The 14,840-nt window shown below is 75.1% G+C and carries 11 protein-coding genes; 4 read left to right on the top strand and 7 right to left on the bottom strand.

Going from position 1 to position 14,840, the window contains the following annotated elements:
* Positions 1-35: 35 nt before the first annotated feature.
* From ACFY8W_RS25730 to ACFY8W_RS25715, 4 genes are all read right to left on the bottom strand, one after another.
* A complete protein-coding gene (locus ACFY8W_RS25730) occupies positions 36-743 on the bottom strand; it encodes a hypothetical protein (protein WP_391109544.1) in 708 nt (235 codons plus the stop codon).
* Between the two features lie 92 nt (positions 744-835).
* On the bottom strand, positions 836-1,894 hold the full coding sequence (locus ACFY8W_RS25725) for a protein kinase (protein ID WP_391109541.1): 1,059 nt from the start codon (positions 1,892-1,894) through the stop codon (positions 836-838).
* On the bottom strand, positions 1,891-2,772 hold the full coding sequence (locus ACFY8W_RS25720; RefSeq protein WP_391109538.1) for a hypothetical protein: 882 nt from the start codon (positions 2,770-2,772) through the stop codon (positions 1,891-1,893). The genes ACFY8W_RS25725 and ACFY8W_RS25720 overlap by 4 nt, the downstream gene beginning before the upstream one ends.
* Before the next feature lie 6 nt (positions 2,773-2,778).
* On the bottom strand, positions 2,779-5,274 hold the full coding sequence (locus ACFY8W_RS25715; RefSeq protein ID WP_391109535.1) for an FHA domain-containing protein: 2,496 nt from the start codon (positions 5,272-5,274) through the stop codon (positions 2,779-2,781).
* Between the two features lie 290 nt (positions 5,275-5,564).
* Here ACFY8W_RS25715 and ACFY8W_RS25710 point away from each other — a divergent pair, with 290 nt between their 5' ends.
* Positions 5,565-6,191: a TetR family transcriptional regulator gene (locus ACFY8W_RS25710; protein ID WP_391109532.1), complete on the top strand. Its 627-nt coding sequence runs from the start codon at positions 5,565-5,567 to the stop codon at positions 6,189-6,191.
* 10 nt (positions 6,192-6,201) lie between these two features.
* Here the strand turns inward: ACFY8W_RS25710 and ACFY8W_RS25705 are convergent, their stop codons facing one another.
* Positions 6,202-7,077, bottom strand: coding sequence for a DUF3626 domain-containing protein (locus ACFY8W_RS25705; RefSeq protein WP_391109529.1), 876 nt, complete (start codon positions 7,075-7,077; stop codon positions 6,202-6,204).
* Positions 7,078-7,204: 127 nt separating this feature from the next.
* On the opposite strand from ACFY8W_RS25705, the gene ACFY8W_RS25700 reads away from it, so the two are divergent.
* A complete protein-coding gene (locus tag ACFY8W_RS25700) occupies positions 7,205-7,882 on the top strand; it encodes a ThuA domain-containing protein (RefSeq protein ID WP_391109527.1) in 678 nt (225 codons plus the stop codon).
* Positions 7,883-8,028: 146 nt separating this feature from the next.
* Positions 8,029-9,420, top strand: a complete 1,392-nt coding sequence (locus ACFY8W_RS25695; RefSeq protein WP_391109525.1) for an NADP-dependent succinic semialdehyde dehydrogenase — start codon at positions 8,029-8,031, stop codon at positions 9,418-9,420.
* Positions 9,421-9,579: 159 nt separating this feature from the next.
* Here ACFY8W_RS25695 and ACFY8W_RS25690 read toward each other — a convergent pair whose 3' ends face one another.
* Positions 9,580-10,590: a PHP domain-containing protein gene (locus ACFY8W_RS25690; protein WP_391109522.1), complete on the bottom strand. Its 1,011-nt coding sequence runs from the start codon at positions 10,588-10,590 to the stop codon at positions 9,580-9,582.
* 38 nt (positions 10,591-10,628) lie between these two features.
* Complete coding sequence (locus ACFY8W_RS25685; RefSeq protein ID WP_391109519.1) at positions 10,629-12,809, bottom strand: SpoIIE family protein phosphatase; 2,181 nt, start codon at positions 12,807-12,809, stop codon at positions 10,629-10,631.
* 35 nt (positions 12,810-12,844) lie between these two features.
* Here ACFY8W_RS25685 and ACFY8W_RS25680 point away from each other — a divergent pair.
* A partial coding sequence (locus ACFY8W_RS25680; RefSeq protein WP_391109696.1) for a BTAD domain-containing putative transcriptional regulator occupies positions 12,845-14,840 on the top strand: 1,996 nt, incomplete at its 3' end.

The following is a 14,840-nucleotide window of genomic DNA, read 5'->3' as shown; positions in this document are numbered from 1 at the left end:
CAGGCCGCGGACCCGGCCAAGATCCGAAAGGGACGCTAGGGAGTCGCCGCGCAGGAGTCGTCGCCGATGTCGCCGAGCGTGAAGGGCGCCCGGGACGTCTTGTCGCCGCGCTGCAGCGTCAGCAGGATCTCGCCCTTGGTGTAGTCCGGGAACCACACGGCGTACAGCGTGCGGGCGTCGTCCGCGACCGTGCCGATCGGGATGACCTCGACGGGCTCGCCGCCACAGCTCGCGGCCGTCACCTTCGCGTGGTCGGCGGCGAAGATCCGCCCCCAGCCCTCGGCGAAGGAGGTGAAGAGACCGCTGGTCCCGCCCGACTTCCCGACGGGCGGGTGGTGCGGCTCCGTCAGGCACGCCCGTACGCCCACGACCTGGGGGCCGACCGTGGCGTGGCACAGCCGCCCGTCCGCCGTCTCCCACACGTACTCGGCCTGGCCGCTGGGCCACGCGTCCACCAGCATCAGCCCGCCAGGGCCCGCGGCGTCCTCCGCTTCGCCGGCCCCGAGCGTCCTGGTCAGCAGCGCGCCGGTCCGCTGGGCGACCTCCGCGCGGGACGGCCGCGACGGTGTGGGCGCGGGCGCGGACGACGAGGCCGCGGGTGTCCCGGCGCCGGCCGACGGGTCCTTCCCGGATCCGCCGGATCCGCCGGAACAGCCCGTCAGGGCGACGGCCAGAAGCGCGCCACCGGCGGCGGCACGAGCAGCGGCGACGCGCAGAACGGCGCCACGAGATCCCTCACGCATGGTTTCCCCCCTCGTCCGCCGATCATCCCCTCGGCGTCACCGGATGATCGCAGCGGCCCTGCCGGCGCGCAATCGTGACCCGCGGTCCGCCGTCACGGCCACAGGGACCGGAAGACCGGCCGCGCCCACGCCGGAGGCTCCGGCGGCGGCGTGGGCCGCCACTCGTCGCTCCTCGCGCGGCTCGTCCGGCCGGTGCCGCCGGTGCCCGCGTCCCGCGCCAAGGCAGCGCGCAGTTCCGTCACGAACTCCAGACACGTGCGGTAGCGCTCGTCCGGAGTCTTCGCCAGCGCTATGGCGAACACCTCGTCCGCCGCCTCGGGCAGGCCCGCCTTCTCCTCCGACAGGGGCGGCGGCGGGTCGTACTGGTGGGCCCACAGCAGCGCCATGTCGTCGTCCCTGCGGAACGGCGGCACTCCCGTCAGCGTCTCGAAGACCACGCAGGCCAGGCTGTACACGTCACAGCGCCCGTCCACCGGCTTGCCGGAGATCTGCTCGGGCGCCACGTAGTCCAGGGTCCCGACGAACTGCCCGACCGTCGTGAACCCGGTCAGCGACAGCGACTTCTTCGTCAGCCCGAAGTCGGTCAGGTACACGTGCTCCGGGTGGTCCCGGTCCGTGCCCTCGGCCACCAGGATGTTGCCGGGCTTCACGTCGCGGTGCACCAGGTCGTGCGCGTGCGCCGCGTCGAGGGCCGAGGCCACCTGTGCCGCGATCCGACCCGCCGTCACCGGGGCCAGCGGTCCCTCCCGGTCGAGGAGCGCCCGCAGGTCCTGGCCCGGCACGTAACGCATCGCGATGTACAGCACGCCCTCCGTCTCGCCCGCCTCGAAGACCGGCACGATGTGCGGATGGTCGATGGCGGCCGCCACCCGCGACTCGTGCGCGAAGCGCTTGCGGAAGGTGTCGTTGCGGGCCAGCTCGGGAGCGAGCAGCTTCAGCGCCACCGTCCGCTCCAGCTTGACGTCGAAGGCCCGGTAGACGACGGCCATGCCGCCGCGCCCGATCTCCTCCTCCACCAGGTAGCCGGCGATCCGCTTGCCGAGGACGCCCGAGTCGCGGCCGGCGGCGGGGAGCCCGGGATGCGTGGTCGGGTGGGGCGCCGGGGCCGTGCCCGGCTCGCCGCGCCCGTCCGCCCCGGCCGGGGGCGTCATCGGCCCTCACCCGTTCCGTCCGGCTCCGGCGGTTCCGCCCCGGCGTCCGCCCGTTCCTCCGCCGGCGGCTCCGTGACGACCCTGGTGGCCTCCGGCCCCTCCCCGGGCACGGTGCCCCGCGCGGCGTCCTGGACGAGCTGCGGCACCACCTGGGTCGGCTCGTGACCCAGCTCGACGGCGGGCGTGGGCTCGCGCTGGGACTGGGACTGGGGCTGGGGCTGCGACCGGGGCTGGGGCGAGGCCTCGGGCGGGAGCTCGGGCGCCGGTTGCGGAGGGGGCGCGGCCGCCGGCCGTCCGGCAGAGGCGGCGGGCGCCGGCCCGGCCGCAGGAGTGCGCGCCGCCGCCGACGGGCCCGACGAGGCCGCGTACGTACGGAGCCCCACGCCGTCGCAGTACACCCACCGCTCGTGCTCCGCGTCGTACAGCCACACCGACTCGCCGTCGACGACCATCCCCACCCGCAGACCGCGGGTGCGCTGCCGGAACGTCTCGCCGTCCGCCCGGCCCGCCGCCAGCTCCTCCGCGGCCCGCCGGTAGCGCCCGAGGGCGTCCTCGGCGCGTGCGATCAGCGGGCGGGGGTCGGCGGTGCGGGCCGACGGGCCGCCCGCGGCGGGCGGATCCGCCGGTACGGAGACGAGCAGCCGTGCGTCCACCCACGCGGACCAGCCGTTGGAGCACAGCACCTGGCCCCAGTCACCCACCCGCTCCAGCAGCTGCACCGGCAGGAAAGCGTCCAGGGACGCGGTCGGCAGCGTCGGGTCGGGCGCCTCCCACGCGGGCAGCCCGTCGCGGGGCACCACGTGCGTGGGCCGGAAGTCCGGCACGTACTCCGGGACGTACCCCGGCACGTACTCCGGCGTGCCATCCGTAGAGACCACGGGTTCCTACCTCCGCATCACGACCGGCTCGTGCCGGCGCAGCAGCCGGGCCACGACCAGACCGAGGACGGCACAGAGCACCACCAGCATGCCCATGTCGAAGAGCCAGACGCCCACGGAGTGGTCCATCAGCGGGTCGGCGGTCTTCTCGCCCGGCACCGTCGCGCCGATGTCGATCGTCGCGCCCATCGCCGCGAACGCCCACCGCGACGGCACCAGCCACGCCAGCTGCTCCAGGACGGGCGTGCCGCTCACCTGGAGCAGCGCGCCGCAGAACACCACCTGGACGATGGCGAGGAGGACGAGCAGCGGCATCGTCACCTCCTCCTTGCTCACCAGGGCGGAGACGAACAGACCGAGCATCATCGCGGTGAAGGCGAGCAGCGCGACGGCGAGCGTCAGCTCGATCAGCGGTGGCATGAGCACGCCCTTGCCGTCGCCCGGAACGTTCAGCGGGACGCCGATCAGCGCCACCAGCGTCAGGACCACGGCCTGCACCACCGTGATCACACCGAGGACCGTGACCTTGGACATCAGATACGCGGAACGGGAGAGGCCGACGGCTCTCTCACGGCGGTAGATCGTGCGCTCCTTCACCAGCTCGCGCACCGCGTTCGCCGCGCCCGTCAGGACGCCGCCCACGCACAGGATCAGGAGCACGTTCAGCGTCGACTCGGGGTTGAGGCTGCCCTCCGACAGGGCCCGGGCCATGGCACCCATGACGAAGGGCAGCGCCACCATGATGGCCAGGAAGGTCCGGTCGGCGGACAGCGCCGCCGCGTACCGCCGGACGAGGGTACGGAGCTGGGCGCCCCAGCTCTGCGCCTTCGGCGGCGGGGCCGGCTCCGGCGGCACACCGGCCGCCGGCGCCGGTCCCGGCCGTACGGAGGGATCGTCGATGTACTGCCGGTGGAAGCGCGAGGTCCGGTACTGGCCCGCCCAGTCGCGTCCGCGGTCGTTCTCGAAGGCCTCGAACGCCTCCGGCCACTGCGCGAAGCCGAAGAAGTCCAGGCTGTCGGCGGGCGGACCGTAGTACGCGACCCGCCCGCCGGGAGCGAGCACGAGCAGCCGGTCGCACACGTCGAGGCTCAGCACGCTGTGGGTGACGACAATGACCGTGCGCCCGTCGTCGGCGAGGCCGCGCAGCATGTGCATCACCGAGCGGTCCATACCGGGGTCGAGGCCGGAGGTCGGCTCGTCGAGGAAGAGCAGCGAGGGCTTCGTCAGCAGCTCCAGGGCCACGCTCACGCGTTTGCGCTGGCCGCCGGACAGGCTGTGGATCGGCTGCCCGGCCCGCTCCTCCAGTCCCAGCTCCCCGATCACCTCGTCCACCCTGGCCCGCCGCTCCGCGCGGGCCGTGTCCTCGGGGAAGCGCAGCTCGGCGGCGTAACCCAGGGCCCGGCGGACGGTGAGCTGGAGGTGCAGGATGTCGTCCTGCGGGACCAGGCCGATGCGCTGGCGCAGCTCCGCGTAGTCCCGGTAGAGGTCGCGGCCGTCGTACAGGACGGTGCCGCGGTCGGCGGGCCGCTGCCCGGTGAGCGCGCCGAGCAGGGTGGACTTGCCCGCGCCGGACGGGCCGACGACCGCGAGCAGGCACTTCTGCCCGACGGGGAAGGACACGTCTTCGAGGAGCGTCTTGCGGCCGTGGTCGACGGTCACGGCGAGCCGCTGCACGTCGAGGGAGACCTCACCGGTGTCGGTGAACTCGACCAGGTTGCCGCCGATCAGGCAGTACGCGCAGTGGCCGATGCCGACGATGTCGTCGGGAGTCACCCGCGCGTCGACGACCGGACGGCCGTTGAGGAAGGTGCCGTTGTGGCTGCCGAGGTCGCGGATCCAGTACGTGCCGTCCGGCGCCGCCCGGAACTCGGCGTGCCGGCGCGAGACGGTCAGGTCGTCCACGACGAGGTCGTTGTCGGGCGCGCGGCCGATGCGGATGCTGCGGGCCGGCAGCGGCCGCACGGACGTCGGCTGCCGGAAGGTGCCGGTGAGCGCGGGGTACGAGACGGAGGACGGGCGCGGTGGCGCGTTCACCGCCGGAGCGGGCGCGGGCGCGGGTGCCCGTACGGGCGCGGGTTCGGGACCGGGCGGGGGCGGCGGCGGTGGTGCCGGCGCCGGCTCAGGTGGCGCGACCGGGGGCGCCTGCTGCGCCTGCCGTGCTTCCCGCGGCTCGGGTGACGGCCCCGCCGGGAGCAGCATGGCGCGGGGGCCGTCCAGGGGATGCCCGAAGCGGATGACGGTGCCAGGGCCGACCGTGCTGAGGGCCACCCGGCGGTCGTCGGCGAAGGTGCCGTTGGTGCTGCCCTCGTCCTCGAGGGTCCAGTGGCCGCCGACCGTCCGCAGGACCGCGTGGTGCCAGGACGCCCGGGCGTCGGCGAGGACGAAATCGCTGGTGGGGTCGCGTCCGATGCGATAGACGCGGCCCGGGTTCATCACGGTCGCGTCCCCGTTGATCTCGAGGACCAGTTCGGGCGCGGCGGGCGCGCCGGGCCGCTCTCCCATGCGTGAATCTTAACGTCGCGCGCCGCTGCCTGCCGGGCGAGCGGAAGGACTCCCGCCGGCCCGGGCGGAGGGGCCCCGCGGAGCCGGGCGGGGGAGGCCGGCGGAGAGGCCGGGCTGGGGAGGCCGGACGAGGCGCCGGTATCGTGGGCGGCCGGCCAGGCCCGGCCGGCCCGACCCGGGCGCCGGCCGGGAAGTGCCGCCGCCGACCGTCGACGGCCGCGACCGGCCGACCACGACCACGACCTGGCAGACCGTGACGAGCGCGACCGCGAAGCAGGAGGAGCCCACCCGTGCCGAAAGGTGTCACCCAGCGCCGTCCCCGCACCCGTGCGGCCCTCCTGCGGGCGGCCCTGGAGACCTTCGCCGAGCACGGGTTCCACGCCGCGTCGATCGAGCAGATCTGTGAGCGCGCCGGCTTCACGCGCGGCGCGTACTACTCGAACTTCGCCAGCAAGGAGGAGCTCTTCCTCGCCCTCTTCGACGAGCACGGCGAGCGGATCGTGCGGCGCCTCGCCGAGGCGATCGACGCGCTCGGGCCCGAGGACTACACGCTGGAGCGGCTCGCCCGGCTCGCCTCACGGGTCGAGCCGGACGAGCGCGACTGGTACCTGGTGAGCACGGAGTTCACGCTCCACGCCATCCGCGACCCCCAGGCGGCGTGGGTGCTCGCCCGGCACGACGCCCGGCTCCGCACGGAGATCGCCCGCGGCCTGGAGCTGGTGCTGAGCCGCGCCGGACGCGAACTCACCGTGGACGCCGACCGGTTCGCCCGGCTGGTCGTCGCCCTGCGCGAAGGCGGCCTCGCGCAGAGCTACGTCGAGCCGGCCGAGCTCCCGCCCGGCAGCCTCGAACGCGACTTCCTGGCTCCGCTGTTGGAGTCCGTGACCCGGCCCACGGGGCCGCCGGACCGGGCGTAGTCGCTGGGGCTCAGGGCGCAACTCGGGCTTCCGGAGCCGGGGTTGCGGTGCTCGGCGCCGGCGCATCCGTTCGGACCTCCGGCGCCCCGAACCGGGCGAGAAGGTGCCAGACCCGCTTCACGTCCTGCCGGTCGTGGCGCCCCGACTCGGCCGCCTCCTGCACGATCCGAGGATCCAGCCAGCCGTCGACGGCGATGGCGGCGCCCAGCTCCACGTACTCCGGTCCGCGGAACCCGGGATGCCGGCGCAGCTCCGCGACGGAGAGCCGGAAACCGCCGTGCCACTCCACCGCGCAGGGCAGCGCGCGGGCGGCGGCCTCCACCGCCGTGCCGCGGAAGGAGGGATCGAGCACCAGCGCCTCCACGTCCCGGCCGATCTCGACGTGTCCGTGCACCTGGGCCTCGACGTAGTCGTCGAGCGGGTCCCGGCCGTCGGCGAGGGCGAGCTCGACCAGCGCGGCGGCCCGCTCCGCGACGCCGAAGTCCTCGGGCTCCATGACGCTGTCCGGGTAGCAGAAGGTCGTACGGGCGAGGGTGGCGGACGTGAGCCGCAGATGGGCCGAGCCGAACCGGGGCGCGGCGCCGTACGGTCTGCGGCGGTGGTCGAGCGCGCCGTACACCGGTCGCTCGTGCGCGGGGGCGTCGTCGTAGGCGCCGCCGAAGATCCGGCTCTCCCAGCGCCAGCGATCGCCGCCGGGGCGGGCGGTGAGGCCGCCGTTGCTCGTGCCGGTGACGAACTGCGAGCGGTAGACGCCGTCCTCGGAGAGCCGGTCGAGGAAGGTCGGGTGGAAGTTCAGGGTGACCCGGAGAGCGGGGTCGACCGGGCCGCCCGTGGCGCGGGCGGAGACGTGGGCGAGGGCGCGGCGGGGCCGGGGCAAGAGGTCCATGACGCAGTCTGACGCAGACGGGGATCTTGCGGCATCCGGATTTCGCTGGCTACGGTCAGGGTGAGAAAGCGCTTGCTCCACGCGGAGCGCCGGAGACCGTACACCGACGGCAGGGGAGTGGCGGCACGTGCACAGCAGCAGGGCGGCGGACGTCCTCGTCTTCACCCGCACCACCGGCTACCGCCACGACTCGATCCCCGCCGGGGCCGCCGCGCTCGCCGAACTGGCCGCCGCGGCCGGTCTCACCGCCGAGACCACCGAGGACCCGGCCGCGTTCGCGCCGGACCGGCTGGCCCGCTGCGCCGCCGTCGTGCTCCTCTCCACCACCGGGACCGTCCTCACCGGCGAGGGCCGTGCCGCCTTCGAGGCGTACGTACGGGGCGGCGGCGGCCTCCTCGTCGTCCACGCCGCCGCCAACGCCGAGCCCGACTGGCCCTTCTACGGCGAACTCCTCGGCACCCGCTTCGCCGGTCACCCTCCGCTCCAGCCGGGCACCGTGTGCGTCGACGACCACGCCCACCCGGCCACCGCCCCGCTGCCCGCGCGCTGGTCCTGGACCGACGAGTGGTACGAGTACACCACCCATCCCAGGGCCTCCGGCGTCCACGTGCTCGCCCGCGCCGACGAGACGAGCTACGAGGGCGGTACCCTCGGCGCCGACCATCCCCTCGTGTGGTGCCGGGAGGCCGCGCCCGACCGCGGCCGGGTGCTGTTCACCGCCCTCGGCCACACCACCGAGGCGTACGCGGACCCCGCCTTCCGCGCCCACCTGGCGGGCGCCCTCCACTGGGTGACCGGCGGCTGACCGGCGTCGGAGCGGCGTCCCGGCGCAGGCCTGCCCGGTGCGTCCGTCACCCTGCCGCCCCGCCTCGATTTGCGGGCCGCGCCGGGCGGCGGAAGGTTGACCGTGGGGAGGTTGCGGCCGGGGGCTCCAGCTCAGGAGGAGACGACATGGGCATCGCCACCGTGAACCCGGCGACCGGCGAGACGCTGCGCACGTACGAGGCCCACGGCCCCGCCGAGGTCGAGCGGCGCATCGACGCCGCCCACGAGGCCTACCGCCAGTACCGCACCACGCCCTTCGCCGAGCGCGCCCGGCTCATGAAGGCCGCCGCGGCCCTCCTCGACGAGGACGCCGAGGACATCGCCCGCACCATGACCACCGAGATGGGCAAGCCGATCGTCGCCGCCCGCGCCGAGGCCGCGAAGTGCGCCCGGACCATGCGCTGGTACGCCGAGCACGCCGAGGCCCTGCTCGCCGACGAGCGTCCCGCCGAGCACGACGTCCAGGACTCCGGCGCCGACCTCGCGCGCGTCCACTACCGTCCGCTCGGCCCGGTCCTCGCCGTCATGCCGTGGAACTTCCCGCTCTGGCAGGTGATCCGCTTCGCCGCGCCCGCGCTGATGGCCGGCAACACCGGACTCCTCAAGCACGCCTCCAACGTGCCGCAGACCGCCCTCTACCTCGGAGAGCTGTTCCGCCGCGCCGGGTTTCCCGCGGGCTGCTTCCAGACCCTCCTCATCGGCTCCGGCGCCGTCGAGGGCGTCCTGCGCGACCCCCGGATCGCCGCCGCGACCCTCACCGGCAGCGAACCCGCCGGCCGCTCGGTCGCCGCGATCGCCGGCGACGAGGTCAAGAAGACCGTCCTGGAGCTGGGCGGCAGCGACCCGTACATCGTGATGCCCTCCGCCGACCTGCCCAGAGCCGTGAAGACCGCGGTCACGGCTCGCGTGCAGAACAACGGCCAGTCCTGCATCGCCGCCAAGCGCTTCATCGTCCACCGCGACGTCTACGACGACTTCGCCGAACGCTTCACCGCCGCCATGAACGCCCTCACCGTCGGCGACCCGCTCGACGACGACACCGACGTGGGGCCACTCGCCACCGAGCAGGGCCGCGCCGACCTGGAGGAGCTCGTCGACGACGCCGTGAACAAGGGCGCGACCGCGCTGTGCGGCGGCAGCCGCCCGTCCGAGCTGCCCCGCGGCTGGTTCTACCGTCCCACCGTGCTCACCGGGATCACGCCGCAGATGCGCGTCCACCGCGAGGAGACCTTCGGGCCCGTCGCGACCCTGTACCGGGTCGGCGACATCGAGGAGGCCGTGGCCGTCGCCAACGACTCGCCGTTCGGGCTGAGCTCGAACGTCTGGACCCGCAAGGACGAGGACATCGCGTTCTTCGTACGGGACCTGGAGGCGGGCGGCGTCTTCGTGAACGGCATGACCGCCTCCCACCCCGCCCTGCCCTTCGGCGGCGTCAAGCGCTCCGGCTACGGCCGTGAGCTCTCCGGCCACGGCATCCGCGAGTTCTGCAACGTCACCACGGTCTGGCAGCGCGCCTGACACCGGCGCGGCCCGACGTGCTTCCTCAGGCGCGGGTCCAGGGACCGGCTTTCTGCGCGCGGGTCCAGGGACCGGCTTCCTGCTGAGGGGTCCAGGCAGCGGCTTCCTGCGGTCTGGTCCGGGCAGCGGCTTCGTGCGCGCCGGGCCGGGGACGGCTGCTCAGGCGCGGGTCCAGGCGAGGAGTTCGTCCGCCGACCAGGTGTTGATCACCCGGTCGGCCGGGACCCCGCACTCCTCCGCCCGCGCGCAGCCGAAGATCTGCCACTCCAGCTGGCCCGGCGCGTGCGCGTCCGTGTCCACGGCGAAGTAGACGCCCGCGGCCACCGCCTCCCGAAGCAGCCTGCGCGGCGGATCGAGCCGCTCCGGGCGGCTGTTGATCTCCACCGCCGTACCCGACTCCGCGCAGGCCGCGAAGACCCGCTCCGCGTCGAACTCCGACTCGGGCCGCAGCCGTCCGCCGCTCACCAGCCGGCCCGTGCAGTGACCGAGCACGTCCATCAGCGGATTGCGCACCGCGCGCTCCATCCGGCGGGTCATCGCCCGCGCCTCCATCCGCAGCTTCGAGTGCACCGAGCCGACCACCAGGTCCAGCCGGTCGAGGAGCTCGGGCTCCTGGTCGAGTGAGCCGTCCTCCAGGATGTCGCACTCGATGCCGGTGAGCAGGCGGAACGGCGCCCACTCCGCGTTCAGCCGTGCCACCACGTCCAGTTGCTCCCGCAGCCGCTCGGGCGAGAGACCGCGCGCCACCTTCAGGCTCGGCGAATGGTCCGTCAGGACCGTCCAGTCGTGCCCGAGCCCGGCCGCCGTGCGCCCCATGTCCTCGATGGTGCTGCCGCCGTCGGACCAGTCCGAGTGCACGTGGCAGTCGCCGCGCAGCGCCGCCCGCAGCTCCTCGCCGCCGTCCGCCTCGGGGACCGGGATCTCCCGCTCCAGGTGCTCCAGATAGTCCGGAACCCGCCCCGCGAGCGCCTCGCGCACCACCGCCGCCGTCTTCGGGCCGATGCCCTTCACCGCCTCGAGGGTGCCGGCGGCGGCGCGCCGCGCCACCTCCTCCGCGCCGAGCGCCGTCACGGCCGCTGCCGCCGTACGAAAGGCGCGGACGCGGTACGTGGGCGCCTGCGAGCGCTCCAGGAGGAACGCGATCCGTTCCAGCGCCGCCACCGGGTCCATCGGCCGCACCACCCTCCGCCAGTCCGCAGGCCCTCGCCCTAGTCCGCCGGCCTCTGCGCCGAAGAGGCCGAAGAAGCCGAAGAAGCCGAAGAGACCGAGGAGGACGCCGACGTCGAGGCCGACGTCGACGCCGACGCCGAGGCCGAGTGCGGAGCCGGGAGGTCCGACGGAGGCGGCCCGATCTCGCACCACACCGCCTTGCCCTCGCCGCGCGGCTCCACGCCCCACCGCGAGGCGATCGCGTCCATCAGCAGCAGTCCACGGCCCGAGGTCGCCGCCTCGCCCGGCGTGCGCCGCCGCGGCCACGCGCTCGACCGGTCCTGCACCGAGAGCCGGACCCGCCGCACCGGCTCGGGCAGCACCTCCAGGGTGAGCACCGCGCCGCCCTCGGTGTGCAGCAGCACGTTCACGAGCAGCTCGCCCGTCAACAGCTCCGCGTCGTCGGCGAGTTCGGGCATGCCCCAGTCCACCAGCGCCTGCCCCACCGCTGCCCGCGCGTCCGACAGGCCCTGCGGGTCGGCCTGATGGATGTACTGGTGGATGCGGGGCGCCTTCGGCGTGCCCGGGTCCGGGCTGCGCCGCAGCACGAGCAGTGCCACGTCGTCGCCCGAGCCCCAGCGCTCCCACAGCCGCTCCGAGAGGTGGTCGGCCAGCGCCTCCGCCTGCGGAGGGCCGCTGCCCACCGCCTCGGCGAGCGCCGCGAAACCCGCCTCGATGTCCGTGCCGGGCTGCTCGACCAGGCCGTCCGTGCACAGCACGAGCGTCTCGCCGGGCACCAGGTCGAGCCGGGTCTCCGGGAACTCCTCGTCCCCGAACACCGTCGCCAGGCCGAGCGGCAGCCCGCCCCGCAGCTTCGGCCGGCCCACCCGTCCATCCGTGTGCCGGATCAGCGGCCCCAGGTGCCCCGCCCGTACCCCGCGCACCGTACCGCCGGCCAGGTCCACCTGGGCATAGGTACAGGTCGCGAAGCGATTGGTGTCCAGCTCCGCGAGAAACCGGGAGGCCCGGGCGAGCACCGTCGACGGTGCGTGGCCCTCGCCCGCGTACGCCCGCAGCGCGATCCGCAGCTGGCCCATGATCGCGGCCGCGTGGGTGTCGTGGCCCTGCACGTCGCCGACGACCACCCCGACCCTGCCGCGCGGCAGCGGGATCACGTCGTACCAGTCGCCGCCGACCTGCCGTCCGCTCCACGCCGCGTGGTAGCGCACCGCGATCTCACCGCCGGTGATCTGCGGGATCCGGCGCGGCAGCATCGTCGCCTGGAGCCCGGTCGCCAGTTCCCGCTCCTCGTCGAAGAGGATCGCCCGCTGCAGCGACTGGGCCACGATCGCCGCGAGTCCGAGCAGCAGGTTGCGCTCGTCGGCGTTGAAGTTGCTGCGGCGCCGGTAGAACAGCGCCATCCCGCCCAGCGAGCGGGCCTGCGCCACCAGCGGCAGATAGCAGGCCGAGAGGAACGGCATCCGCGCCACGTACGGGGCGAGCTCGGGGAAGTCCTGCCCCAGCGACGGAAAGGCGGGAACGAACCGGGGCCGCCCGCTCAGCACCGTCTCCGCCAGCGGCAGCCCGCGGTCGAGCCGCCGGCTGCGGAAGTCGTCGAAGGCCTCCAGCGATTCGCCGCTCAGCGCGATGATGTTCAGCGAGCCGTGCTCCACCAGGCCCAGTGCCAGCCCCTCGGCGCCGAGCCGCGCGAGCCCGCCGGGCCCGGTCAGCGCGGCCGTCACGTCGTCCACGGTCACCGCGCGCGACAGCGCGTGCGTCGTCCGCTCCACGATCGTGGTCTGCACCTCGCGGCGCTTCTCCAGGTCCAGGACGAACGCCGAGTGCGTCACCTCCGCCGTCGCGTCCCGCACGATCCCCACGATCCGGTGCGCCATCCCGCCGCCCCGGCGCAGGATCCGCGCCTGCACGTGCGTCCATTGGGGTGTACCGTCGGCCCGCTCCAGCCGGACGTGCGCGGTGTACGAGGACCTGCCGCCGGTGATCGCGTCGCGGATCACCTGTTCCAGACGCGTCCGCTCCGTCGGGTCGAGACCGCGCACGAGCGTCGTGGGGCGCCCGTCGAACTCGTGCGGGGCAACACCGAAGACCAGCAGTCCCGCGTCGTCGACATCGATGGTGCCCGTGTCGAGGTCCCAGTCGAAACTGCCGGTACGGTTCATGGCGAGGCGCTCGGTCGGCCCGATCTCGCCGCCGCGCGTGCTCCGCTCGTCATCGGTCATCCTCCCCATTGTCGAACCGGCACCCCGCGCACGCCATGGCGCGGACGACGCCACACGGGTGGATTCGGCAGAATGGGCCGGTGCAGTCGCCGTTCGAGCCCCCGTCCCCGCCCTACCGCGTCCTCGGCCCCGCCCGGGCCCGCCGCACCGACGGCGTCGAAGCGGTCCTGAACGGCGCCCGGCTGCGTGCCCTGCTCACCGCACTCGCCGCGGCGGGCGGCGGCACCGTCCGCGCCGACGCCCTGATCGCCCAGGTGTGGGCGGACGACACCGACGAGGACCGGGTCGCGGCCCTCCAGGCCCTGGTGGGCCGGCTGCGCCGCGCCCTCGGCCGCGACGCGGTCGCCTCCGCGCCCGGCGGCTACCGGCTGGCCGCCGCGCCCGAGGACGTCGACGTCTTCCGCTTCGAACACCTCGCCGACGAGGCCGTGCGGGAGCTGGACGCCGGCCGCCCCGGCTCCGCCGCGGCCCTCCTCGACCACGCCCTCGGCCTCTGGCACGGCCCCGCCCTCGCCGACCTCCCCGGACACGAGACGGACCCGCTCGCCGTACGGGCCGGGGCGCGCCGCACCCGCGCCCGCCGCGACCGGCTCGCGGCCGACGTCGCCCTCGGCCGCGCCCAGGAAGCCCTCGCCCCGCTCGCCGCCCTCACCGCCGAGCACCCGCTCGACGAGCCCCTGCACGTCCTCCGCCTGCGCGCCCTGCGGGCCGCCGGTCGACCCGCCGAGGCCCTGGAGGCGTACGAGACGGTGCGCCGGGCCCTGGCCGACCGGCTGGGCACCGAGCCGGGACCCGAACTCAAAGCGCTGTACGCCGAGTTGCTGGAGGGCCGGGCGGTGGAGCCGGTCGTCGCCGCCAGACGTCCGGTGTCGGCGCCGCTCACCTCCTTCCTCGGCCGCGACACCGAACTGCGCGACCTGGAGAAGGAGTTGACGGGCGGCGGTGCGCGGCTCGTCACCCTGACCGGCCCCGGCGGCGTCGGCAAGACCCGGCTCGCCCTGGAGGCCGTCTCGGCACGGGCCGAGGAGGTCCGGGTCGCCGAACTCGCTTCCGTACGTGAGGAGTCGGATGTGCCCGCCGCCGTCCTCACCGCCCTCGAAGCCCGCGAGACCGCCGTCTGGAGCGGATCCGCGCTCCCGGACGCCGGGGGGCGCGACCCGCTCACCGTCCTCGTCGAGCACTGCGCCCGGCGCCGGATGCTGCTCGTGCTCGACAACTGCGAGCACGTGGTGGGCGCGGCGGCCGGGTTGACGGCCGCCCTGCTGGCCCGCTGCCCGGACGTGACCGTGCTCGCGACGAGCCGGGAGCCGCTGGGCGTGCCGGGCGAGGTGCTGCGCCCGGTGGGCCCGCTGGCCGACGCGGCGGCGGTGCGCCTGCTCGGCGAGCGCGGCGCCGCCGTGCGCCCCGGCTTCGACGTCGCGCGGGATCCGGAGGCGGCGGCCGAGATCGTGCGCCGCCTCGACGGCCTGCCGCTGGCGATCGAGCTCGCGGCTGCGCGGCTCCGGGTACTGACGGCCCGCCAGATCGCCGACCGCCTCGACGACCGGTTCCGCCTCCTCACCTCCGGCGCCCGCACCGTCCTGCCGCGCCAGCAGACCCTGCGGGCGGTCGTCGACTGGTCCTGGGACCTGCTGAACGAAGGCGAGCGCGCCGTGCTCCGCCGCCTTGCGGTGTTCCGCGGCGGCTGCGACCTGGAGGCGGCGGAGGCGGTCTGCGGCGCGCCGGCCGGCACGGAGGAGGCGACGCACGGCGCGGAGGATGGGACGGGCGGCGCGGAGGGCGCCCCGGACAGCGCGAAGGACGCGCCGGACGGCCCCGTCGCGCCCTTCGGGGCGGCGGAAGGCCCCGTCCCGGCCGGGCCCGCCCCCGCCGAGGTGCTGGATCTGCTCGGCTCCCTCGTCGACAAGTCGCTCGTCGGGGGGGGCCCCGGGGGGGGCCCCCCGGGGCGGGGGGCCCGACGGGGCCCCGGCCGGGCGGGGGAAACGCCCCGCGGGGGCGGAGCCGCCTTATCCCCCCCCCCCCGGGCGGCAG

It is taken from the genome of Streptomyces sp. NPDC012637 (genome assembly GCF_042954805.1).
GTDB lineage: Bacteria > Actinomycetota > Actinomycetes > Streptomycetales > Streptomycetaceae > Streptomyces.
This window is presented reverse-complemented; position numbering and strand designations above follow the sequence as displayed.

Bases quoted from the DNA above. Each gene is read 5' to 3' on its own strand.
- ACFY8W_RS25730 (WP_391109544.1), bottom strand. From the start codon at position 743: ATGCGTGAGGGATCTCGTGGCGCCGTTCTGCGCGTCGCCGCTGCTCGT.
- ACFY8W_RS25725 (WP_391109541.1), bottom strand. From the start codon at position 1,894: ATGACGCCCCCGGCCGGGGCGGACGGGCGCGGCGAGCCGGGCACGGCC.
- ACFY8W_RS25715 (WP_391109535.1), bottom strand. From the start codon at position 5,274: ATGGGAGAGCGGCCCGGCGCGCCCGCCGCGCCCGAACTGGTCCTCGAG.
- ACFY8W_RS25705 (WP_391109529.1), bottom strand. From the start codon at position 7,077: ATGGACCTCTTGCCCCGGCCCCGCCGCGCCCTCGCCCACGTCTCCGCC.
- ACFY8W_RS25695 (WP_391109525.1), top strand. From the start codon at position 8,029: ATGGGCATCGCCACCGTGAACCCGGCGACCGGCGAGACGCTGCGCACG.
- ACFY8W_RS25690 (WP_391109522.1), bottom strand. From the start codon at position 10,590: ATGGACCCGGTGGCGGCGCTGGAACGGATCGCGTTCCTCCTGGAGCGC.
- ACFY8W_RS25685 (WP_391109519.1), bottom strand. From the start codon at position 12,809: ATGACCGATGACGAGCGGAGCACGCGCGGCGGCGAGATCGGGCCGACC.